The organism is Bradyrhizobium sp. SZCCHNS3052, from assembly GCF_032484495.1.
Taxonomy (GTDB): domain Bacteria; phylum Pseudomonadota; class Alphaproteobacteria; order Rhizobiales; family Xanthobacteraceae; genus Bradyrhizobium.
The window spans coordinates 645,142-666,298 of sequence record NZ_JAUETB010000003.1 but is presented as its reverse complement, the minus strand read 5'-3'; the positions used below and the strand labels follow the sequence as shown (position 1 = coordinate 666,298).

The window sequence follows — 21,157 nt, the reverse complement described above, 5'->3', positions numbered from 1 at the left end:
GGCTCTCCTCCTAGTTTCTGGCGAACAACAGGCTTGGCGCGATGGCTCCGGCCGGAAGCCTACGGGAGTCCGCAACATCGGAAAGACGTCGGACTCGCACTAGCTCGTGTATGATTCCAATACTGCCCACGGCCATGACCGCCGCGGCGCCGCGAAACGCCTGGCCCTCGCCCATCATCAACATGATGGTCGCCGCCCAGACGCCTAGAAAATAGATGATGAACCACTTCTCGGACCGACGTTCCACCGCCAGGTCCTGAACCCGTGGCGTCGGGGCGCGCCCCATCACGGGACCGTAGGTTTCGAGCCAGGTCAGAAAGGCGACAATCTTGTAGAGCTTCGCGAATATGAGACCAGACAGCCAGCCGAACACGGCCAAGAACGCGAACGCGCCGACATGAACGCCGACCTTTCCGCTGACGATGATGACGGTGCCGAGCGTCACCGTCGCCGCCAGGTTGGCGAAAGACACGGTTGCCATCCGCATGTTCAACTCCAGCTGGCGCCGTTTGCGCGAGCGATAGATCGTCGCGATGTCCCGTCCATAGAGCACAAGCGAGATCACCCCAAGAACGGCGGCGACGATGAGCACGGCTCGGAGCCCGGCCTCGAGGCCGATCGCGAACAATCCGCCCACGACAGCGACCGATAGCGCGAGCGCACCAAATTTCAGCGCGGATGTGCTCTGTCGCTCGCCGAGGTCCGCCGAGAGCATGAACATGGCCAGCAGGCGATAGCTCACCCCCATGGCGGTCAGGGTCAGCCAGCCTCCCAGCCCGGCAATCGCATGGATCGGAATCGCCGCGGCCAGGAGCGCGTCGCCGAAGGCGCCCGCCGATCCGGCGAGAGCAAACGCGAACGCGACGCCGAGCGCGACAGTTGCGCATAACGCGCCAAGTCCGGCGATGACAAAGAGAGCAGATCCCTTCGGCTGGCTGAAGAGAGTCAGGCCCAGATCGAGCGCGACCATCGCCAGACCCGCGCCGAGCACCACGCTGCCGGCCGGCAGAAGCCAAAGGGCTGGAGCAATTCGTCCGGCCAGTGAGAGGAAGCCCAATATCAAGCAGACCAGACCGACGTTGATGAGGAACAAGGCCGGCAAGGCCCATTTGTCGAAGGGGAGCGGCCTTGCGACGAGAACGGGAACGAACTGGAACAAGGCGCCGCATACCGAGAGACTGAGCCAACCGATACAGACCGCATGCACAACGACAAGCGTATCGGGAGCGCCGAGCTCTGCGGCGGGGTAACCGAGTCCGCCGACCAGCATTGCCAAGGCAACGAGCAGCCACCCCAGCGCTGCCGCGAAATAGCTCATCGTCCAGCGCGAGATCTTCGCCCCAATCATGAGCGGCTCCAGTTGTTGATCGCGGACGCAGCACTCGCCACGACGATGCGCCATTCGGCAGTTGCCGTGGCGCCCGGAGGAACGCAGCCAAGGGGGCGCGAACAATGAGCTTGCGCCATACAATCCCCGGCGATCGGAAAGATGCTAAACTGGCGCGACCGGCCATTCTTTGTCGGAGCGCAACATTCCGTGTCATCAGCGTCGTGATGACCACTCCAGATCGACCGGCGGGTTTCCTGTCTCGTCGAGGAACATCCATGTCAGCCGGCAGACATCTTCGACGGTCTGGCTTGGCAGTTCTGTGTCCCCGACCCCTCGATTGCTCGCAATCGCAATCAGCGCAGCTGGCTGGCTGAGTCTATGGTTCGATCCTGCCGAACATTTTCCAGCCACCGCTCCACGTCTCCGCGGGCTTCGAGCTCAACCCCCATATCTCCGGCGAAACCTCTCCAGGCATCGATATTGCTGCGCGGCACGCCGACAATCGTCGGTATCGCAAGGTCCAACGCGCGGGCGATCAGATCAAGCGTTCCGCCTCCCCCGCACTCTGCCTTACCAAATTTGTTCAACACCAGGATGTTTGGACGCGCATCCAAGCTGGCGAGGACCCGAACTGTCACCTCTGCAAGCGCCGATTCATCCAGCCGGCAACCTCTCGCTCCCGATCCACGATCCTCGAAGATCGGGGTTTGATTTGCCGTGTCGATCTCCTCGAGCAGGACGTCGCACCTGCGATTTTCGTCGAGGAACAGCCTTCGCTGCAGTGCGCCGGCGACCTTCAATCGCGCTCGACGCGAGTGATCCACGAGGTGATCGAACGTCTCGTAGGGATATTTCCCGTCGTCGTATACGAGCGCCACGAGCGGCGCGGCCGCAACGCCGACTTTCTCTACCATCACATCGTGCATGCGAATCCCAACATCAATTTGACGCTTCGACATTTTTGACCCGCCCCTCCAGCACGGATAGCCTGCGGTGGATCCGTTCTAGGAGAGCTCGATTTCATCCCTCTGCAGCGACCACTTGATCATGGACGTCAGACAGACGATCGCGGGGTCGGCGGCGCGGTCGATAGCGCTCATCAACCCGAGCCAATCCTCATTCTCTGCGAGATTTGCAAAGCGCCGGACAGCAGCCGACGCATACTCACCGACATCCTCGCCGAGGCGATCCGCGACAGAGCTGATGCGCACCAGGAGCGTGAGGTCGCCGCACCCCTGCAACACCGCACTCGACTTCGCGTCGTCACTGAGATCGTGAATGAGATCCCCGAGCAGCATGATCGCCCCCCTACTGCGGCAGTACCGATTGCGGCGCCGGCAACGTCACGCCAACGATCTCCGCGCGGTCTGCCAGATTGGCTACATATTGCGCGAGCGCCTGATGCCGCACACGCTCGGTGAGATATTGCGAAATGCGCGCCCTTGCCATGTCGAACGGCAGGACTTGTCCGAGGGCCCGTCGGTCGAGGCGCACGACATGGATACCAAAGCGTGTCTCAATCAGACCGACCTCTCCAACCGACATCCGGGCCAGCGCGGCGTCGAACTCTGCGGTCGTCTGCCCACGCGACAGCTGCCCGAGCCTGCCACCATTCTCCGCCGAGACCCTGCAATTGGAGCGATCGCGCGCGATGGTCTCGAACAGTTCCGGGCTTCTCTGCACGGCCTCCACGATCGTCCGCCCCTCGTCTCGCGCAGCCGACCGAGCCAGCGAATCGCTGCTCGGCGCGATCAGCAGGATGTGAGACGCTTCGTAGAGTTCTCCGACCAGGAACCGCTGCCTGTTCTGATCGTAGAAGCGACGGCACGTCGATTCGTCCGGCTCGTGTATCAGAACCTCACGCGCGATCAGCGCCCGCATCGCCGCCTCTTCCTCGGTTTCGCTGCGACCTTCGGCATCGCGCAGGGGAGCGGCCGTTATGCCGAGCCGCATGACCTCCTGTCTCAGCAATTCGCGCACCGCAAGCGCGCGCGCCGCCGCTTGCCAGGCGAGGATCGGCTTGTCCGACGGATGGTTCTGAACTTCCCGGGCAATGACGTCGCGTTCGATCACGACCCCGTTCACACTGACCGGCTTCGGCTTTGGAAGCGCCGCGCCCAATGAACAGTCCATCGGCTACTCCGCGGGCTGAATTGGTTGCACAAGATGACGGCGCCCGTCGCGGCTGCGCACCACCTGATAGCCGCGGCGGCCGAGATACCACACCGGCGCACTCCAGATGTGGACCAGGCGGGTGAAGGGGAAGAGCAGGAAGATGGTCATTCCCAGGACCAGATGCGCCTTGAAGATCGGATGGACGTCGACGATGTTGGCGGCGATTCCGGGCTGCAACGTGAGAATGCCCTGCGCCCAGGCCATGAACTTGACCATTTCATGACCATCGAGATGACCGAGCGACACGGGGATGGTCGCCAAGCCAAGCAGCAGCTGGACGAACAGCACCAGAAGGATACCCGTGTCAGCAAAAGACGACGTCGCGCGAATCCTGGGATCGAAAAGCCTGCGATGCGCGAGGAGTGAAATGCCGACCAGGCACATTAGTCCGGCGCCGCCACCGGCGACGATCGCGAGCATCTGCTTGAAGCCGTGCGACACGCCGAGCATGTCAAACACCCAGATCGGCGTCAGCAGCCCGACGAAATGACCCGCAAAAATGAAGAGGATCCCAACATGGAAAAGGTTCGAGCCCCAGATCAATTGGCGCCGCCGAAGCAGCTGACTCGAGCCTGAGCGCCACGTGTATTGCTCGCGGTCGAATCGAATCAGACTGCCGACCAGAAAGACTGTCAGGCAGAGATAGGGATAACAGCCGAAGACGATGGCATTGAGTGTTTGCATGGCCAATCCCTCATTGCAACTGTGACGGCGGCGCGTTGACCGCACGGTTGGCGTGGCGCAGTTTTGCGATCAGATTGTCGTGCCCACAGGCTGCCTGGTCGCCCCCTCCCGGGCCGAACCTGACCTCTTCATCCTCCCAGGCCGCGTCGAGCGCGCGCAGGTCCATCGGATCCACGTCCGTTGCCTTCAGCAGCTCATCGACGATCTCCGCGCGGGGCTGCTCCGCGGCGATCTGGAGCAGCGCATCGAACACCGCCCTATAGCTCGACTGCCGACGCCCCAGTCGTTCCGCGAGCGCGGCGATGATGTGGCTGGTCTGGCCAAGCAACTCGCGCGCGTCCGCAATCTCCCGGGTGGCGAGGAATTCGAGGAACAGCGGCAGATAATCCGGCAGCTCGTTGCCGGCGATGACGAGGTTCGCACGATCATACATGGCCCGCAGGTCGACCATGGCCTGGCCACGGTCGCGGCCTTCGCCATGGACGTGCTCGAACAGATGCAGCGCCAGGGTCTTGCTGCGGTCGAACAGCAGGCCGTAGCGCTCCTGCAGGTCGTAGACGTCGCCCGTGGCGATCTCCTGCAGCAGCACATCGAGCTCCCGGCGAATGCCGGGCTGGACGAGGCCTTCCCGGTCGAGCACCCGCGCGAGCTCCGGGATGGCCGTGATCAATTCCCCGCTCGGATAGTTCAGCAATGCCGACAGCACCTTGAACGTCTTCATCAGGCGACCTCCATCGGGTTCTTGGCCTTACGCGGCGATCCGAACAGGTTGACTTCGCTTTCGCCCCCGGAGCAGCCGTTGCCGAACGAGAAGCCGCAGGAGCCGCGGATATCAAACGCGTCGGCACCGAGCTCGCGGTGCGCGGTCGGGATCACGAAGCGGTCCTCGTAGTTGGCGATCGCCATGATGTGGTACATGTCGTCGATCTGCGGGCCGCTCAGGCCGACGCGCCTCGCGATCGCCTCGTCGACCACGCCGTCGATGGTCTTGGCCCGCATATAGGCACGCATGGCCAGCATTCGCTCGAGCGCCAGCGTCACCGGCTTCTCGTCGCCCGCAGTCAGCAGATTGGCGAGGTACCGCATCGGAATGCGCAAGGATTTGACGTCGGGCATCTCGCCATCGTGCCCGATCTTGCCGGACGAGGCCGCCGACGTGATCGGCGACAGCGGCGGCACATACCAGACCATCGGCAGGGTCCGATATTCCGGGTGCAAGGGGAAGGCGACCTTCCATTCCATCGCCATCTTCCAGATCGGCGACCGTATCGCCGCCTCCAGCCATGCATGAGGGATGCCCTGGCGCTCGGCTTCCGCAAGCACGTTCGGGTCGTTCGGATCGAGAAAGATGTCGAGCTGGGCCTGGTAGAGATCGCCCTCGTCGGGCTCGGCCGCGGCCTCTGCGATGCGGTCCGCGTCATACAGCACGACACCGAGATAGCGAATGCGCCCGACACAGGTCTCGGAGCACACGGTCGGCTGCCCCGCCTCGATCCGAGGATAGCAGAAGATGCACTTCTCCGATTTTCCCGAGGACCAGTTATAATAGATCTTCTTGTATGGACAGCCGGAGACGCACATTCTCCAGCCGCGGCACTTGTCCTGATCGATGAGGACGATGCCGTCCTCCTCGCGCTTGTAGATCGCGCCGGACGGGCAGGATGCGACGCATGCCGGATTGAGGCAATGCTCGCACAGCCGCGGCAGATACATCATGAAGGTGTTCTCGAACTGGCCGTAGATCTCCTTCTGCACGCCGTCGAAATTGATGTCCTGAGAGCGCTTGGCGAATTCGCCGCCCAGGATCTCTTCCCAGTTCGGTCCCCACTCGATCTTTTCCATCCGCTCTCCAGACACCAGCGAGCGCGGCCGTGCCGTGGGCATCGCAGATACCTCGGGCGCACTTTGCAGGTGCTGATAGTCGAAGGTGAACGGCTCGTAGTAGTCATCGATCTCGGGGAGGTCGGGATTGGCGAAGATATTCGCCAGAACCCGCCACTTGCCGCCGATCCGCGGCTGGATCGACCCGTCGCGATTGCGCGACCAGCCTCCCTTCCAGCGGGACTGGTTCTCCCAATCCTTGGGATAGCCAACGCCTGGTTTGGTCTCGACGTTGTTGAACCACGCGTATTCCATCCCCTCGCGGCTGGTCCAGACGTTCTTGCAGGTCACGCTGCAGGTGTGGCAGCCGATGCACTTGTCGAGATTGAGCACCATTGCGATCTGAGCACGGATCTTCATTCTGCAGCCTCCGAGGGGGTCGTGGCCGACCGGTCAGCAGTCGGCTGGTCCAGCCAATCAATCTTCGACATCTTCCGGACGATGACGAACTCGTCGCGGTTGGCGCCGACCGTGCCGTAGTAGTTGAAGCCATAGGCCTGCTGAGCGTAGCCCCCGATCATGTGCGTCGGCTTCGGAACGACACGCGTGACCGAATTGTGGATGCCGCCGCGCTGCCCCGTCTGCTCGGAGCCCGGCACGTTCACGATCTTCTCCTGAGCATGATACATCATGCACATGCCCTGCTTGACCCGCTGCGAGACCACGGCGCGCGCAACCAGCGCGCCATTGGTGTTGTAGGCCTCTATCCAGTCATTGTCGGCGATACCGGCAGCCTTTGCGTCGATCTCGCTGATCCACACGATGGGACCGCCGCGCGACAGGGTCAGCATCAGGAGGTTGTCGGTATAGGTGGAGTGGATGCCCCACTTCTGATGGGGCGTAATGAAGTTCAGGATGACGGACGCATTGCCATTCGGCTTGCGATCGATCACCGGCTTGACGGTCTTGGTATCGATCGGCGGCCGGTAGACGCAGAAGCCCTCGCCGAAGGCCCTCATCCATAGGTGATCCTGATAGAGCTGCTGCCTTCCGGTCAGCGTCCGCCAGGGGATCAGCTCGTGGACATTGGTGTAGCCGGCGTTGTAGCAGACCTTCTCCGACTCGAGCCCCGACCAGATCGGCGACGAGATGATCTTGCGCGGCTGCGCGACGACGTCGCGGAATCGGATCTTCTCGTCCTCCTTCGGAATGGCGAGATGAGCATGGTCGCGGCCGGTGAATTGCTCCAGGGACGACCACGCCTTGACCGCGACCTCGCCATTGGTTTCCGGCGCCAGGCTGAGGATCACCTCGCAAGCGTCGACCGCACTGTCGATGCGAGCCAGCCCCCGGGTCGGCCCGTCGTCGGCGACGACGCCGTTGAGGCGCTTCAGGAGCTCGACCTCATGGTCGGTGTTCCAAGTCATCCCCTTGCCGCCATTGCCGAGCTTGTTCATCAACGGTCCAAGCGAGGTGAAGCGCTTGTAGAGATTCGGATAGTCACGTTCGACCACGGTGACCGCTGGCATGGTCTTGCCGGGGATCGGATAGATCTCGCCCTGCTTCCAGTCCTTGACGTCGAACGCCTGTGCGATTTCGCCCGGACTGTCATGCATGATCGGCGTCAGCACGACGTCCTTCTCGACCCCGAGCACTTCGGGCGCGACCCTGGAGAAGGCCTCGGCGATCCCCTTGTAGATGTCCCAATCGCTGCGCGATTCCCACACCGGATCGATCGCCGCCGAGAGCGGATGGATGAAGGGATGCATGTCGGACGTATTGAGGTCGTTCTTCTCGTACCAAGTGGCCGTCGGCAGCACGACGTCCGAATACATGCACGTGGTCGACATCCGGAAGTCGAGCGTGACCAGCAGATCGAGCTTTCCTTCCGGGGCTTCTTCGTGCCAAGCGACCTCGACCGGTCTATTGTGGCCCTGGTCGCCGAGATCCTTGCCGATCACGCCATGCTTGGTGCCGAGCAGATGCTTGAGGAAGTATTCGTGGCCCTTGCCTGAGGCGCCGAGCAGGTTGGAGCGCCAGACGAACAGGTTGCGGGGCCAGTTCTTCGGATGATCGGGATCCTCGCAGGCGAGCTTCAGCTCGCCCGACTTCAAGGCCTTCGCGACGTAGTCCTTCGGATCCAGGCCCGCGGCGGCGGAGCGCTTCGATACCTCGATCGGATTGGCCTGCAGTTGCGGCGCGGACGGCAGCCATCCCATGCGCTCCGCGCGGACATTGTAGTCGATCAGCGCTCCGTCCCAAGAACCGGCCGGTGCGGTCGGTGAGAGAATCTCGCTGACATTGACCGTCTCGTAGCGCCATTGGTCGGTGTGAGCGTAGAACGCCGAAGTCGAATTCATCTGCCTCGGCGGGCGCCCCCAATCGAGCGCAAAGGCGAGCGGCGTCCAGCCCGACTGCGGCCGCAGCTTTTCCTGCCCCACATAATGCGACCAGCCACCGCCGGACTGGCCGACACAGCCGCACATCACCAGCATGTTGATGATGCCGCGATAGTTCATGTCCATGTGGTACCAGTGGTTCAGACCGGCCCCGACGATGACCATCGAGCGCCCCCGGGTCTTGGACGCGTTCGAGGCAAACTCGCGGGCAACCGCGATGATCTGGCCGCGCGGCACGCCGCAGATCGCCTCGGCCCATGCCGGAGTGTACGGTTCCAGATCGTCGTAGCTCCTGCCGAGGTGGTCGCCGCCGAAGCCGCGATCGACGCCATAATTGGCGGCGAACAGATCGAACACAGTGGCCACGACCGCCTCGCCATCGGCAAGACGAAGTCGCTTCACCGGCACGTTGCGGGTCAGCACATCCGGATGATTGGTGCCGCTGAAGTGATCGTGCTGACGGTTGCCGAAATAGGGGAATCCCACCGGTGCGATGTCGTCCTCGATGCCGGCCAGAGACAGCCGCAGCCGGGTGTCGTTGTTCGCCGAGCTCTTCTCTTCCAGGCTCCACTTGCCTTTTTCGCCCCAGCGGAAGCCGACCGATCCCTTGGGCACGACAATGGCCCCGCTGATCTCATCATAGGCGACGGTCTTCCATTCGGGATTGTTGGCCTCGTCGAGAGATGTGGCGAAATCCGAGGCGCGCACGAACCGCTCAGGAACGAGCCGTCCCTCGGATTTCACCAGCCGCACCAGAAATGGCATATCCGTATACTGGCGCACATAGTCGTTGAAGTACGGCGTCTGCCGGTCGATGTGAAACTCCTTGAGGATCACGTGACCCATCGCCATCGCGAGCGCCGCGTCGGTGCCCTGCTTCGGCGACAGCCAGAGATCGGCGAATTTCGCAGCCTCGGAATAATCCGGGCAGACAACGACGCTCTTGGTCCCCTTGTAGCGTACCTCCGTGTAGAAGTGCGCATCCGGCGTACGCGTCTGTGGCACGTTGGAGCCCCACAGCATCAGGAAGCCTGAATTGTACCAGTCCGCGCTTTCAGGTACGTCGGTCTGCTCGCCCCAGGTCTGTGGCGAGGCCGGCGGCAGGTCGCAATACCAATCGTAGAACGACATGCAGACGCCGCCGAGCAGCGACAGATAGCGCGCGCCGGCCGCGTAGCTCACCATGGACATCGCCGGGATCGGCGAAAATCCGAACACGCGGTCCGGACCATGGGCTCTGACCGTATAGGCATTGGCTGCCGCGATCAGCTCATTGACCTCGGCCCAACTCGCCCGCACGAAGCCGCCCAGTCCGCGCTTCTGCACATAGTCCGAGCGCTTGCCCGGATTCTCGACGATCGACTTCCAGGCTGCGACCGGCGTCATCCGCGCTCGCGCCTCGCGCCACAGCCTGAGCAGCCGCGAGCGCACCAGCGGATATTTTACCCGGTTTCCGGAATAGAGGTACCAGCTGTAGCTCGCGCCGCGGGCGCAGCCGCGCGGCTCATGATTGGGAAGATCAGGGCGCGTCCGGGGGTAGTCGGTCTGCTGGGTCTCCCAGGTGACGATGCCGCCCTTGACGTAGACCTTCCACGAGCAGGAGCCGGTGCAGTTCACGCCGTGCGTCGAGCGCACGATCTTGTCGTGCTGCCAGCGCTTGCGATAGCCCTCCTCCCAGGAACGGTCCTCGGTCGTCGTCACGCCGTGTCCGCCTGCGAACTCCTCCTTGGCCCGGGTGAAGAAGGTCAGCCTATCGAGAAAATGGCTCATCTTTTACGTCCTCATTCAGCGGGTTGGGCAGCGGCCGCGATCGCCCGGCGCCGTTCGACATCGTGCAGGACGCCGCCCTTGCGGGTGTAGACGGCCCAGGTGATCAGCACGCAGGTGACGTAGAAGCCGAAGAAGCCCCATAGGGCGGCTTGCACGCCGCCGGTGAGGTCGATCGAGGTGCCGTAGGATTTGGGAATGAAGAATGCGCCGAAGGCGGCAATCGCGGAGGTGAAGCCGGTGATGGCGGCGGATTCCTTTTCGGCCTGGCGCAGCCGCGTCTCCGCGTCCGCGGTCGGCATGAGCCGGGTCATTTCCTGGCGCATGATGTTGGGGATCATCTGGAAGGTCGACGCATTGCCGACGCCGGTCGCGAAGAACAGCAGCAGGAACATCGCGAAGAAGCCCCAGAATGCACCGGGCTGATCCTTGATGCCGAGGAAGTAGAGCACCCCGAGCACGCCGGCCATCATCAGCAGGAACACCCCGACGGTCACGCGCCCGCCGCCCCATTTGTCGGCCATCCAGCCCGTCGCGGACCGCGACAAGGCACCCACCAGCGGCCCGAGGAATGCGAACTGCAACGCGTCGACGGCCGGGAACTGGGTCTTCGCCAGCAGCGGGAAGCCCGCAGAATAGCCGATGAACGAGCCGAACGTGCCGGTGTAGAGCCAGCACATGATCCAGTTGTGCCGCCGCTGGAAGATGACGGCCTGATCAGCGAAGGACGCTTTCGCGGAGGCGATGTCGTTCATCCCGAACCAGGCGGCGAAAGCACTGGCGACGATGAACGGCACCCAGACGAAGCCGGCGTTCTGAAGCCAGATCGGCATCGGCTGCGACCCGCTCGTTGCCATCGCCGGATCTCCGCCGAACCAGCCGAACACGCCGACCGTGATGACGATTGGCACCACGAACTGGACCACGCTGACGCCGAGATTGCCGAGGCCGGCATTGAGCGCGAGCGCGTTGCCCTTCTCGGCGCGGGGAAAGAAGAAGGAGATGTTGGCCATCGACGAGGCGAAATTGCCGCCGCCAAAGCCGCACAACAGCGCCAGTATCAGGAACACCGGATAGGGCGTTGCGGGATTCTGCACCGCATAGCCGATTCCGATCGCGGGTATCAGCAGCGACCACGTGGCCAGCGTGGTCCACAGCCGGCCGCCGAAGATCGGCACCATGAAGGAGTAGAAGATGCGCAGAACTGCACCGGAGATCCCAGGCAGCGACGCCAGCCAGAACAGCTCATCGGTCGTGAACTTGAAGCCGACCGAAGGCAGCTTCGCAACCACGACAGACCAGACCTGCCAGACCGCGAAGGACAACAGCAGCGCCGGAATGGAGATCCAGAGATTGCGTCGCGCGATGGCTCGGCCCTGCTCCCTCCAGAACGTGTCGTCCTCAGGCCGCCAGTCGGTGAGAACCGCGCCGGATAGGGCTCCGATGTGCTCGGGCCGGTGGATCTCCTCCATTTCGGGCAGCTCCGGCAGCCGCTTCAGCGCCTCGCCGGCAACGCCGCGCTCCATCTGCCGGATCGAGAGATGCATCCAGACCAGCGCGACCCCGACGAGCAGGAAGAGCAGCATGAAGCAGCTGGTTCGCAGACCGGTGAGATCGACCAGCGCGCCGAACGCGATCGGGAGCACGAATCCGCCGAGCCCGCCGATCATGCCGACCAGGCCGCCGACGGCTCCGACATTGTTCGGATAGTAGACGGGGATGTGCTTGTAGACGGCGGCCTTGCCGAGCGCCATGAAGAAGCCGAGCACGAAGACGATGACGACGAACGGGACGAGCCCCATCTCCAGATGAAAGCCGACCTTTCCGTTGACGGTCGTCACGACGTAGTCCGTCGGCGGGTAGGACAACAGGAAGGTCGCCGCGACACCGACCAGAAATGTCCAGTACATCACGCGACGGGCACCGAAGCGATCGGACAAGTGTCCGCCATAGGCGCGAAACACGCTGGCCGGAAACGAGAACATGGCGGCCATCATGCCGGCCGACTGGATTCCGACGCCGTAGACCTTGATCAGGTATTGCGGCAGCCACAGCGACAGCGCGACGAAGGCGCCGAAAACGAAGAAGTAGTACAGCGCGAAGCGCCAGACCTGGATGTTCTTGAGCGGCGCGAGCTCGAGCCAGGCGCTGCCGGCCTTCTGCTTGCGCTGCCTTCGCGAGCGGACCACCGGGTCCTCCTCGGAGAACAGCCAGAAGACGATCGCCATGACGCCGATCGCGAGCGCCCATATCTGGGCCACGGTCTGCCAGCCATAGGCGACCAGCACGAACGGCGCGACGAACTTGGTAACGGCGGCGCCCACATTGCCGGCGCCGAAGATTCCCAGCGCAGTGCCCTGCTTGGCCGTCGGATAGAACCGCGACACATAGGCGACGCCGACCGCGAACGAGCCACCGGCGATTCCTACGAAGAGCGCGGCGACGAGAAATTGCGGATAGGTATGCGCCCAGGTCAGGAGATAGGTCGCGACCGCCGCGGCGAGCATCACGACGGTGTAGACGCGGCGCCCGCCATACTGATCGGTCCAGATGCCGAGCACCAGCCGGATCAGCGAGCCGCTCAGGATCGGGGTGCCGATCAGGAGACCGAACTCGGTTTCGTTCAGATCCAGCTCTTGCTTGATCCGGATGCCGATGATCGAGAAGATCGTCCACACCGCAAAGCAGATCGTGAACGAGATTGTTGAGAGCCAGAGTGCTCGCGTTCGGTGCTCAGGGCTGAAATCTACGGCGTCCATGGTGGCCTCGACGTATGGCTTCGACGCCACAGCAGTTATTCGGGGCACCGGGAAAAGGTTTTGCGATGCATCAACCGGACGGTCCGGTCGGCCACAATCTGCCAAATGTCCCAGATCGAATTGTCAGACTGCACGTATGCAATTGACTTTTGTCACAGTTCGGCGCGATAGCGGATGAGTGACTCTTGGAGCTTCGCTTGCGCCCCGACGAACTCGCCCAGTTGAAGACGCTGCCGCTGTTTGCGGACCTCAGCGAGGAGAACCTGAAGCGGCTGCTCGGCGCGGCTCTGCTGCAGCAATTTCCGCCCGGGGTGCGGTTGGCTCGCGAGGGAGATCAGGCCGACTTCCTGCATGTGCTGATTGGCGGGTTGGTGGAAATCTACACCGAGCTCGACGAGGCCGAGTGGGGCATCTCACTGCTGCGTCCCGTGTCGACCTTCATACTTGCTGCAGTCGTCGTCGATCAGGCGTATCTCAATTCAGCCCGCACGCTGACGGAGTCGCGGGTGCTGCTGATCCCCGCCCGCGATGTAAGGGCGCTCTTCGACGAAGACATCGCATTCGCACGGATTGTTGCTCAGGAGCTGGCGTATGCCTATCGCGCTTCTGTCAAGAAGCTGAAGGGCACCCTGGCCCGGTCGAGCATCGAGCGCCTCGCCAACTGGATCCTCGCCGAGGCCCAGCGCGAGCCGGGGCATGCGAATATCGTCATCCCATTCGACCGCGGCACGCTGGCCTCCCACATCGGCACGACGCGCGAAAACCTGTCACGCAGTCTCGCCCAACTTACGAGCCATGGGGTTCGCGTCCGCGGACGAGAGATCGTCATCGACCACAAGGAGCGGTTGGAGCTGTTTGCCCGGCCAAAGCCCCTGATCGACGATCCCGGCTCGTAGGCTTCTTTTGCGATCGGTCCTGCCCCTCTGTTGGGAACGGCAAATCAGCAGAGTACGGAAACGGAGCCGTCGATATAGTTCTTCTCCGCCGCACACCCACCCCGCGTGGCAGTCGCTGGGACGCCCCGAAACCGATGGGCCCTGGAACGTGCGGCCGGCAAAGCCGTGATCGCGGGCGATGCCGAGGAAAGCAAACCGGACCCGGTGGAAACGGTCACAGCCTCACCGCTTGGCGGAGAGGCGTATCCGAGCCGAATGAAGCGAGTGCAGGGAAAGGTGGTCGCGGGGGAGCGCTACCGCCTTTCCCCACAGCCGGCGGACCTACGATACTTCCTGCAATCCTACGCACAACGAGGCTCCTTGGTGCTGGCTCGGTCAGCACCTCATGCTGGACCATCGCTTCCGGCCTCGGACCCGCGTTCCAAGCGAGGCTCGGGCCGCCGTTGGATTTCTGCGCTAAGCGGTCCATGAAGCGTTCCGACATCGGCAGAGGTGATTGCGATGCGCACAGAAAGGTTTGGCGCCTACTAGACGGGAGCACCTTCAGGACCGTCTTTTGGCGATCTTCGGCGTTGCGCCCTCTTCGCGCACGTATCGAATTGACCGCCCGCTTCGCCAGCGAGGATCTGCGCGACGGCTTTGGACAGGCGACTATGACCGCACTTTGGGAATTCCAGCTCTCAGGGCTCCGCGCCGAGGAACGCGCGGGTCGCCCGTAGGATTTCGTCCGACAGTTCTTCTGAATCGGAGATGCGCGCGAGCAACATCGCCCCAATCATCGCTGCCCAACTGCCGATCGCCGCGACACGCTTCTGTTGCGGATCGTCACCTGGCGCCGAGGCCATGAATTGTTCGATCTGCCGTCGCATCTCCTCGGTCAGGACGCGGCGTGTGGGCGCCGGCGCCCGCGACATCTCGGGCCCGAGCGCCGCGAAGACGCATCCCGCCCCCGCCGCATCCCGATGTTCTGGCCGCAGATACGCGCGGGCGAAGCCACGGACATCCGTCGGCAGCAGGGGTTGACGCCTGCTGGCCTCGAAAACGTCCGCCAGGGCCTCGGTCACGAGCTCCTGTTTGCTCGCAAAGTGCCTTGGAAAGCCGCCGTGCGTCAGCCCCGCTGCGTCCATGATCTCGGCGACGGTAACACCGTCAATTCCCTTCTCCCGGAACAACTTAGCGGCCGAGTTCACGATCGCCCGCCTGCTCTCCGCCTTCTGCTCCCGGCTTCTTGCCAAAATAAATCTCCCTCAGTTCAAAAATGTAGATGACAAACATCATCTTTGCAAGTAGATGATGATTGTCATCTACATTTTGGGGACAGATTGGCCCCTCCCACGGAGAAGAAGACATGTCCACTGCACTCATTACTGGCGCCTCCAGCGGCATCGGCGCCGTCTATGCGCGGCGCCTCGCCGCGCGCGGCCATGACCTCGTCCTCGTCGCTCGCGCGACGGAGCGAATGGCGGCCCTGGCCGCGGAACTGCGCAAGGCGCACGGGATTGCCGTCGAAGTCCTGACAGCGGATTTGACGGATGCCGCGCAGCTGCAAATGGTGGCGAACCGGCTCCATTCGGGCAGCCCAGTCGAGATTCTGGTCAACAACGCTGGCGCGGCGCTGCTCGGCCCGTTCGAGGCGGCGGATCCCGCCGCCATGGAGCAACTGCTCAAGCTCAATGTGACTGCGCCGACGCTGCTGGCTTCGGCGGCGATCGGGGGCATGGTGAAACGCGGAAGCGGCGCCATCATCAATCTCGGTTCGGTGGTGTCGTTCATGCCCGCGTTTTTTCCGGGGATTTATTCGGCGACCAAGTCTTACGTGCTCACGTTCTCGCAGGGGCTGGCGGCCGAGGTCGGGCCCAAGGGCGTCTACGTCCAGGCCGTGGTACCGGCGGCAACCAGGACCGAAATCTGGGAACGGGCGGGTGCCGATCTCTCGAAAATTCCCAATCTCATGGGCGTCGAGGACCTGGTCGACGCGGCGCTGGTCGGCTTCGATCGCCGCGAAGCCGTGACGATACCGCCCCTTTCGGACCTGGGCCTCTGGGAGGCGTTCGAGGGCGCACGAGCGGTTCTGCCCTCAGGTTTGGGTGCGCAGCCCGCCGAGCGCTACCGCGCGCGCGCCAGCGCCTAGTCACAACGCTCCGATCGGCCGGCGATACCGGCCGATCGGTACTCCCGCTCCTCATCTCGAAACGCGTAGCCATCCCTTCGATCCAGCGTGCAGCCTCAATGCTGCCTCATCAGGAATTGCGGACATGAACTCTCAATCTCGTCGCACGATGATCACCGCCGGAGCGCTGGGCGCTGCGGCACTTGCGCTACCGCTGAAGGCGCAGGCCGCCGCCAGTTCGGCGACCGCCTCCACCCAGTTCGTCGACGTTGGCGGACGCCGCCTCGCCTATCGATCCGTCGGCACGGGCAAGCCGCTGGTCCTGTGCAACCGTTTTCGAGGCGTCCTCGATCTTTGGGATCCCGCCTTCATCGACGGATTGGCCGCTCAGGGCTTTCAGGTCGTAACCTTCGACTATTCAGGTCTCGGCCAGTCGACTGGCGAAAAATCCTACAATCCGATGTCGCTCGCGAAGGATGGTAAGGATCTCATCGAGGCACTCGGCCTCAAGGAGGTCACGATCGGTGGATGGTCGATCGGTGGGATCGCCGCGCAGATCTTGCTGGCAATGACCGGGCCGATGGCAACTCATGTGGTTCTGTTGGCTACGACACCTCCGGGCCCGCTGGTCAAGACGGGCGAACAACTCTTCTATGATACCGCGGCAATCCCCGGCATCGCATTGGAGCAGTTCACGACTGTGTTCTTCGAACCTGCGGACGCAGGCAGCCGGGCGGCCTCAAAGCGCTCGTTCGATCGCATCATGGCGCGAAAGAAAGACCGCAGCCCCGACGTTCCGGCCGACTGGGCCATGGCGCAGATCGGCAACACGCCGCGTAACCCGGTGTTTCCATCAGACCAGATTTTGCAGCTCTTGAAGACGACGTCGGTTCCGATCCTGCACCTGGGAGCCGACCACGACATCGTGTTCCCGATCGAAAACTGGTATGCGTTGAATCGACAGCTGCCGACCCTTCATCTGATCACCTATGCGCGAGCCGGGCACGGGCCGCATCATCAATATCCGGACGAGGCTTCCGCCCAAATCGGCGCTTTCATCAAGGCCGCCAGCAAGGGCTGAACATTTTCGAGGCCGCGGAGCGAGGGGCAGTTGGACACAAGAGATAACCGCTAACTGCTCCCTCTCTTCCGCGGCAGACCTTGCGAGCAGAGCATAATGTTCGCGGCTCTTCTTCGCTATGTCGACCGGACGCAGATGGAAAGTATCCGCGGCGAATTAGATGACGACTGCTTCGGCGAAATAGGCCACTCCGAGCCATTCGGCGATCAACGCGGGTTTTTGCGCCCCCTCGATCTCAACAGTGACCTCCAACTTGGTGGCCACCTCCTTCGGATTGCGAGCCGTCATATCCAGAAGTTTGAATCTGGCCCGCACCCGACCTCCGGATCGTACGGCGGACACAAATCGTATCCTGTCGAAACCATAGTTGACCGCCATGACTCTCCCCGAAAGCTTCGGAAGCGCGTCAAACGCCATCGGCGCAAGCAAAGAAAGCGTCAGGAAGCCGTGAGCGACGGTTCCGGCAAACGGCGTCTCGGCGGCCTTCACCGGATCTATGTGGATGAATTGCCAATCCTCCGTAATGTCGGCGAATTGGTCGATGCGAGATTGGTCAATCTCGAACCAGCGTGACACGCCGACCTCCTTGCCCACCATTGCCGCATATTCCTTCGGCGAAATGTCAGGCAGGCTCGATCCTTTCATTGCCCTCTTCCTCGTTAGAGACCGATGATTTATTCCGCGTGAGCCGAGTCTGCGCGGCACCGACCATCGGCTCTCCTCTGATGAGGTCGACTGTCCGGCGCCGGCGAGCGTCTCAACTTCAGCCGATGGCTTCGCCGCGATGACAACGTCTGAGATGGAGGAACCTTGCTCAGAGCCGGTTCAGTGCCACCTCGGACCTTCACTTCCAGGAGCACTCCTTACGAAGTCGGGGCACTCAGATGAAGGTCACATCTTCAGCAGGTGACCCGGCATACAATTCCTCAACGCTATGCGCTCGGTGGCCGAGTACAGCCCGCTGATTTACATAGGCCTTGTCGGTGATTTCACCAGCGGCAAGCGACGGAAGCTCCTTCAGCAACTTGAATGAGCGGATTCGTTCGCTGCTTCCGACTGTTTCGTTGTGTGCCCGAAAGCCCCCTCTCAGGAATGCCAGCACGCCTGGATCTCGCTCGAGATCGCCAACGGGCGCGGAGGCGTGTTGTTTGGCTTGGCTGGGATTTAGCCAGGCAAGAACCGCGCATTGGTCCCGGTTTTCGCCCGCGATGACGACGTCCTGAAGAACGCCACGCGTTGCGCCGAGGATGGTCGCCCTGAGGTTCCCGACAACTACCCAGGTCCCGTTCGTGAGCTTGAAGTTTTCGGAAAGACGTCCCGTGAATCTCAATCCGAGATGCGGCTGCTTCGAATCGAGGAAAGCCACGGTGTCTCCGACCCGGTAGTAGCCCTCCTCGTCGAATGCACTTTCCGTGAGATCGGATCTGCCGAAGTATCCCGGCGTGACGTTCGGTCCCTTTACGCGAACCTCGTAACTGTCTCCCGCAGGCAGCAGCTTGAGCCTGAGACCAGGTCCCGGAAGACCGACCTCTCCCGGTTCCTCGGTGGCCCAGTGCGTCGTGCTGATCGTTGGCGCCGTTTCGGTCGTGCCGTACCCAGACATGACGGGAATGCGGCGGCCGGTCGCACGAAACGACAGGTCATAGAGCTTGTCCAGCGTGGACTGCGGAATTGCCGCTCCGGCGTAGGTCATTCGCTCCATGCGGTTGAAGAAGGTATTTCTGAAATGCTCGTCCGCTTCGAGAACATCACACAGGAGCGTGTAGCCGCCGGGCACGTTGAACATCGCTGTGGGGGAAATTTCCCTCAGGTTGGCGATGGTCTTATGGAAGAGTTGTGGGACGGGGCGTCCGTCGTCGATGTAGAGCGTCCCCCCATTCTTCAGGGTGCCCTGCAGAATGACATTGCCCCCCATCGTGTGATGCCAGGGCAACCACTCGACCTGAACCGGAGCTTGGTTTGCCGGCGCCAGCAGACTGCCCATTTCGAGGGCGCATGCCATCATGCGATGCGTGTTGATGACGCCCTTCGGCAGGCCGGTCGAGCCCGACGTGAACAGGATTTTTGCGATGGCGTCACGATCGAGGTTTCCGAACCGCCGCTGAAACTCCGAGGTTGGTCGTCCCTCGTACAGGGTCTCAAGCGGCAGAAGCCCGTCGGATCCACCGCATGCGATCCAAGTCGCCTCCTCCAGCCCACTAACTGATCGGGCTGCGGCAAAGGCGCTGCCGTCCTGCACGAATACAAATGATGGCCTGAGCAGCCGAGCGATGTCCGTCAAGCGGGACAGCCCGCCCGGCATCAATGTATAGTTGGGCGAAATGGGAGCGACGGCCATCCCGATCGACATGGCCGCGAACATGACGATTGCATGCTCGATCGAATTCCCCGAGAGAATTGCAATCCTGTCGCCCGGCTGAGCTCCGCGATCGATCAACCCCTGACCTACGGACTGAGTCCGTAGCCACATCTGCCGATACGAGATCTTTTGCCACCCGGCAGCTTCGCGTTGCGCCAGAAAGACGCGATCGGGCTCCTGCATCGCCCATACGGGTAGAAAGTCGGTGATCGACCAGCTCGGCTCGACGAAGTTGATCGGCGACCTCAGGATGAGGCTTCCGTCGGGTTGCGCTTCGATACGGACCTCGCGTGGAGCGAAGTTGACGTCAGACGTGGCGCGCGCGGCAACATTCGTCGTCATGGATTTCCTCCGCTCCCATTCACGAGCGACTTGAACACTCTGCAATTTGCTCGCCTTCCGTTCGGCCGGTCTATCCGATTGAAATAGACGAGCTTTGTACCGACCGTACGGCCCACCGCATCCCTGGCCGCCGGGCTGACACGCGCTAAGCGGCCATCCGGAGAATCTTAACGATGTCTTCGGGGCCTTTGATCGGACGCGGGTTTGCGCGCGTGAAAACCGAAAGCATCGCGTTCCGTCCGATCAGATCGAATTTGTCCTCGGTCACGCCAACTTCAGACAATCGACGCGGGAGCTCCAACTGTCGTATAAATTCGGCGAACGTCTCGCTTGCTTTCGTCCCCGGCACTCCCCAAGCTTCGGCGAGCTTGTCTTGTGCTCCAGCCGTATCCGGGCGATTGAACTCCAGCACGCTGGGCATCATGACCGCGGTGCAAAAGTAATGCGGCACATCGCATGTACCGCCAAGCACGTGTCCGATAGCATGGCTCGCCCCCATCGGAACCCGACACTGCAGCCCGAAGGCGGACAGCCACGACCCGAGTTGGCAGGATTGCCGGGCCTCAAGATCGTCCGGATTCATTTTTGTCGCGAGCAGCCCGTCATAGAGATAGCGCAGTCCTCGCAGGCAAACGCTTTCGACGAGGGGATTGCCTCTCGGCGAGCAGACGGCTTCGATCCCGTGGTCCATCGCGCGCGTTCCGGAGCCGAGCCACAAGTTTTGGGGCGTGTGAACCGTAATCGCGGGATCGAGGATGATCGAACGAGGCATCATCAAGGGATGGTGAAAGATCTGCTTCAGTTTCCGCCGTGTATCGGTAACGAGGCTACCGGCGTTGTATTCGCCGCCGGACAATGTACTCGGGATGGCGATCATCCTGACGCGCGGGGCTCGAAACGGACCAGGGCGCGGGCCCTCCGGGGTCGAGACTACTTCAAACCCGTCGAGGCCGCCCTCATCGGTGATCTTGTGCTCAATGCACATCAGAACGATTTTTGCCGCGTCGACGACAGAACCACCGCCGACGGCCACGATCAGGTCGGCGCCCGCCCCGACCGCCCTTGCGGCTGCAGCTACGGCAGACGTACGGGTGGTGTGCTGCGGGACCCCATCAAACGTCCCCGCATACCTAGAACCTAATGCTTTGCGGATCTTTTCGATCTCGTCGGTTTTCGTATTCAACGTATGGCTGGCAATCAGAAACACCCTGTGCGCGTTGAGCCGCTCCGCCTCCTCGGCCAGCCCTTGCCCGGCAGGCTTTCCGAAGATCACCTGATCCATCGGGGGATATTGATGAAGTCCAACCTTGATCATGGGCTCTCTCCTAAAAAGAGGTTCTCGTCGCACCAACCGGGAGTTGGCCGTTTCCTCCCGATCAGTCAGGCGGGCTGCCCGATGACGTTCAGATGTGGAGCGCGGCGCCAACACCGCGG

17 protein-coding genes are annotated in these 21,157 nt (G+C 62.4%); 3 read left to right on the top strand and 14 right to left on the bottom strand.

Going from position 1 to position 21,157, the window contains the following annotated elements; genetic code table 11:
* Positions 1-10: 10 nt before the first annotated feature.
* From QX073_RS14660 to QX073_RS14620, 9 genes are all read right to left on the bottom strand, one after another.
* Complete coding sequence (locus QX073_RS14660; RefSeq protein WP_316225927.1) at positions 11-1,348, bottom strand: hypothetical protein; 1,338 nt, start codon at positions 1,346-1,348, stop codon at positions 11-13.
* Positions 1,349-1,683: 335 nt separating this feature from the next.
* Positions 1,684-2,289: a DUF2478 domain-containing protein gene (locus tag QX073_RS14655; RefSeq protein WP_316225926.1), complete on the bottom strand. Its 606-nt coding sequence runs from the start codon at positions 2,287-2,289 to the stop codon at positions 1,684-1,686.
* 45 nt (positions 2,290-2,334) lie between these two features.
* Positions 2,335-2,628, bottom strand: coding sequence for a hypothetical protein (locus QX073_RS14650; protein ID WP_315750143.1), 294 nt, complete (start codon positions 2,626-2,628; stop codon positions 2,335-2,337).
* A gap of 10 nt (positions 2,629-2,638) precedes the next feature.
* A complete protein-coding gene (locus QX073_RS14645) occupies positions 2,639-3,463 on the bottom strand; it encodes a peptidylprolyl isomerase (protein ID WP_316225925.1) in 825 nt (274 codons plus the stop codon).
* A 3-nt stretch (positions 3,464-3,466) separates the two neighbouring features.
* Positions 3,467-4,189, bottom strand: a complete 723-nt coding sequence (narI, locus tag QX073_RS14640; protein ID WP_316225924.1) for a respiratory nitrate reductase subunit gamma — start codon at positions 4,187-4,189, stop codon at positions 3,467-3,469.
* A gap of 10 nt (positions 4,190-4,199) precedes the next feature.
* The gene (gene narJ, locus QX073_RS14635; protein WP_316225923.1) at positions 4,200-4,910 is read right to left on the bottom strand and encodes a nitrate reductase molybdenum cofactor assembly chaperone; all 711 of its coding nucleotides are present in this window, start codon (positions 4,908-4,910) and stop codon (positions 4,200-4,202) included.
* The gene (gene narH, locus QX073_RS14630; RefSeq protein ID WP_316225922.1) at positions 4,910-6,430 is read right to left on the bottom strand and encodes a nitrate reductase subunit beta; all 1,521 of its coding nucleotides are present in this window, start codon (positions 6,428-6,430) and stop codon (positions 4,910-4,912) included. The genes narJ and narH overlap by 1 nt, the downstream gene beginning before the upstream one ends.
* Complete coding sequence (locus tag QX073_RS14625; RefSeq protein ID WP_316225921.1) at positions 6,427-10,179, bottom strand: nitrate reductase subunit alpha; 3,753 nt, start codon at positions 10,177-10,179, stop codon at positions 6,427-6,429. The genes narH and QX073_RS14625 overlap by 4 nt, the downstream gene beginning before the upstream one ends.
* A gap of 11 nt (positions 10,180-10,190) precedes the next feature.
* Positions 10,191-12,935, bottom strand: a complete 2,745-nt coding sequence (locus tag QX073_RS14620) for an MFS transporter (RefSeq protein ID WP_316174909.1) — start codon at positions 12,933-12,935, stop codon at positions 10,191-10,193.
* Between the two features lie 197 nt (positions 12,936-13,132).
* On the opposite strand from QX073_RS14620, the gene QX073_RS14615 reads away from it, so the two are divergent.
* A complete protein-coding gene (locus tag QX073_RS14615; RefSeq protein WP_315827697.1) occupies positions 13,133-13,831 on the top strand; it encodes a helix-turn-helix domain-containing protein in 699 nt (232 codons plus the stop codon).
* A 680-nt stretch (positions 13,832-14,511) separates the two neighbouring features.
* Here QX073_RS14615 and QX073_RS14610 read toward each other — a convergent pair.
* Together QX073_RS14610 and QX073_RS14605 are read right to left on the bottom strand one after the other, a co-directional pair.
* The gene (locus tag QX073_RS14610) at positions 14,512-15,021 is read right to left on the bottom strand and encodes a helix-turn-helix domain-containing protein (protein WP_316169258.1); all 510 of its coding nucleotides are present in this window, start codon (positions 15,019-15,021) and stop codon (positions 14,512-14,514) included.
* Positions 15,005-15,196 carry a hypothetical protein gene (locus QX073_RS14605; RefSeq protein ID WP_315827696.1) on the bottom strand — a complete coding sequence of 64 codons (192 nt, stop codon included), beginning with the start codon at positions 15,194-15,196 and terminating at the stop codon, positions 15,005-15,007. Before QX073_RS14605 ends, QX073_RS14610 begins: the two co-directional genes overlap by 17 nt.
* On the opposite strand from QX073_RS14605, the gene QX073_RS14600 reads away from it, so the two are divergent.
* On the top strand, positions 15,180-15,962 hold the full coding sequence (locus QX073_RS14600) for an SDR family oxidoreductase (RefSeq protein WP_315714229.1): 783 nt from the start codon (positions 15,180-15,182) through the stop codon (positions 15,960-15,962). The genes QX073_RS14605 and QX073_RS14600 overlap by 17 nt on opposite strands.
* Positions 15,963-16,086: 124 nt before the next feature.
* Positions 16,087-17,022, top strand: coding sequence for an alpha/beta hydrolase (locus tag QX073_RS14595; protein ID WP_316225920.1), 936 nt, complete (start codon positions 16,087-16,089; stop codon positions 17,020-17,022).
* Between the two features lie 156 nt (positions 17,023-17,178).
* Here the strand turns inward: QX073_RS14595 and QX073_RS14590 are convergent, their stop codons facing one another.
* From QX073_RS14590 to QX073_RS14580, 3 genes are all read right to left on the bottom strand, one after another.
* Complete coding sequence (locus tag QX073_RS14590) at positions 17,179-17,667, bottom strand: MaoC family dehydratase (protein WP_316172568.1); 489 nt, start codon at positions 17,665-17,667, stop codon at positions 17,179-17,181.
* Between the two features lie 235 nt (positions 17,668-17,902).
* Positions 17,903-19,723 (bottom strand): AMP-binding protein, encoded by a 1,821-nt coding sequence (locus tag QX073_RS14585; protein ID WP_316225919.1) that lies wholly within the window; start codon positions 19,721-19,723, stop codon positions 17,903-17,905.
* Between the two features lie 145 nt (positions 19,724-19,868).
* The gene (locus QX073_RS14580) at positions 19,869-21,038 is read right to left on the bottom strand and encodes an iron-containing alcohol dehydrogenase (RefSeq protein WP_316201249.1); all 1,170 of its coding nucleotides are present in this window, start codon (positions 21,036-21,038) and stop codon (positions 19,869-19,871) included.
* Positions 21,039-21,157 lie beyond the last annotated feature (119 nt).

What these genes read in the sequence shown, in the direction of transcription:
- QX073_RS14660 (WP_316225927.1), bottom strand. Translation starts at nt 1,348, where the DNA reads ATGATTGGGGCGAAGATCTCGCGCTGGACGATGAGCTATTTCGCGGCA.
- QX073_RS14655 (WP_316225926.1), bottom strand. Translation starts at nt 2,289, where the DNA reads ATGTCGAAGCGTCAAATTGATGTTGGGATTCGCATGCACGATGTGATG.
- QX073_RS14650 (WP_315750143.1), bottom strand. Translation starts at nt 2,628, where the DNA reads ATGCTGCTCGGGGATCTCATTCACGATCTCAGTGACGACGCGAAGTCG.
- QX073_RS14645 (WP_316225925.1), bottom strand. Translation starts at nt 3,463, where the DNA reads ATGGACTGTTCATTGGGCGCGGCGCTTCCAAAGCCGAAGCCGGTCAGT.
- narI (WP_316225924.1), bottom strand. Translation starts at nt 4,189, where the DNA reads ATGCAAACACTCAATGCCATCGTCTTCGGCTGTTATCCCTATCTCTGC.
- narJ (WP_316225923.1), bottom strand. Translation starts at nt 4,910, where the DNA reads ATGAAGACGTTCAAGGTGCTGTCGGCATTGCTGAACTATCCGAGCGGG.
- narH (WP_316225922.1), bottom strand. Translation starts at nt 6,430, where the DNA reads ATGAAGATCCGTGCTCAGATCGCAATGGTGCTCAATCTCGACAAGTGC.
- QX073_RS14625 (WP_316225921.1), bottom strand. Translation starts at nt 10,179, where the DNA reads ATGAGCCATTTTCTCGATAGGCTGACCTTCTTCACCCGGGCCAAGGAG.
- QX073_RS14620 (WP_316174909.1), bottom strand. Translation starts at nt 12,935, where the DNA reads ATGGACGCCGTAGATTTCAGCCCTGAGCACCGAACGCGAGCACTCTGG.
- QX073_RS14600 (WP_315714229.1), top strand. Translation starts at nt 15,180, where the DNA reads ATGTCCACTGCACTCATTACTGGCGCCTCCAGCGGCATCGGCGCCGTC.
- QX073_RS14605 (WP_315827696.1), bottom strand. Translation starts at nt 15,196, where the DNA reads ATGAGTGCAGTGGACATGTCTTCTTCTCCGTGGGAGGGGCCAATCTGT.
- QX073_RS14595 (WP_316225920.1), top strand. Translation starts at nt 16,087, where the DNA reads ATGAACTCTCAATCTCGTCGCACGATGATCACCGCCGGAGCGCTGGGC.
- QX073_RS14590 (WP_316172568.1), bottom strand. Translation starts at nt 17,667, where the DNA reads ATGAAAGGATCGAGCCTGCCTGACATTTCGCCGAAGGAATATGCGGCA.
- QX073_RS14585 (WP_316225919.1), bottom strand. Translation starts at nt 19,723, where the DNA reads ATGACGACGAATGTTGCCGCGCGCGCCACGTCTGACGTCAACTTCGCT.
- QX073_RS14580 (WP_316201249.1), bottom strand. Translation starts at nt 21,038, where the DNA reads ATGATCAAGGTTGGACTTCATCAATATCCCCCGATGGATCAGGTGATC.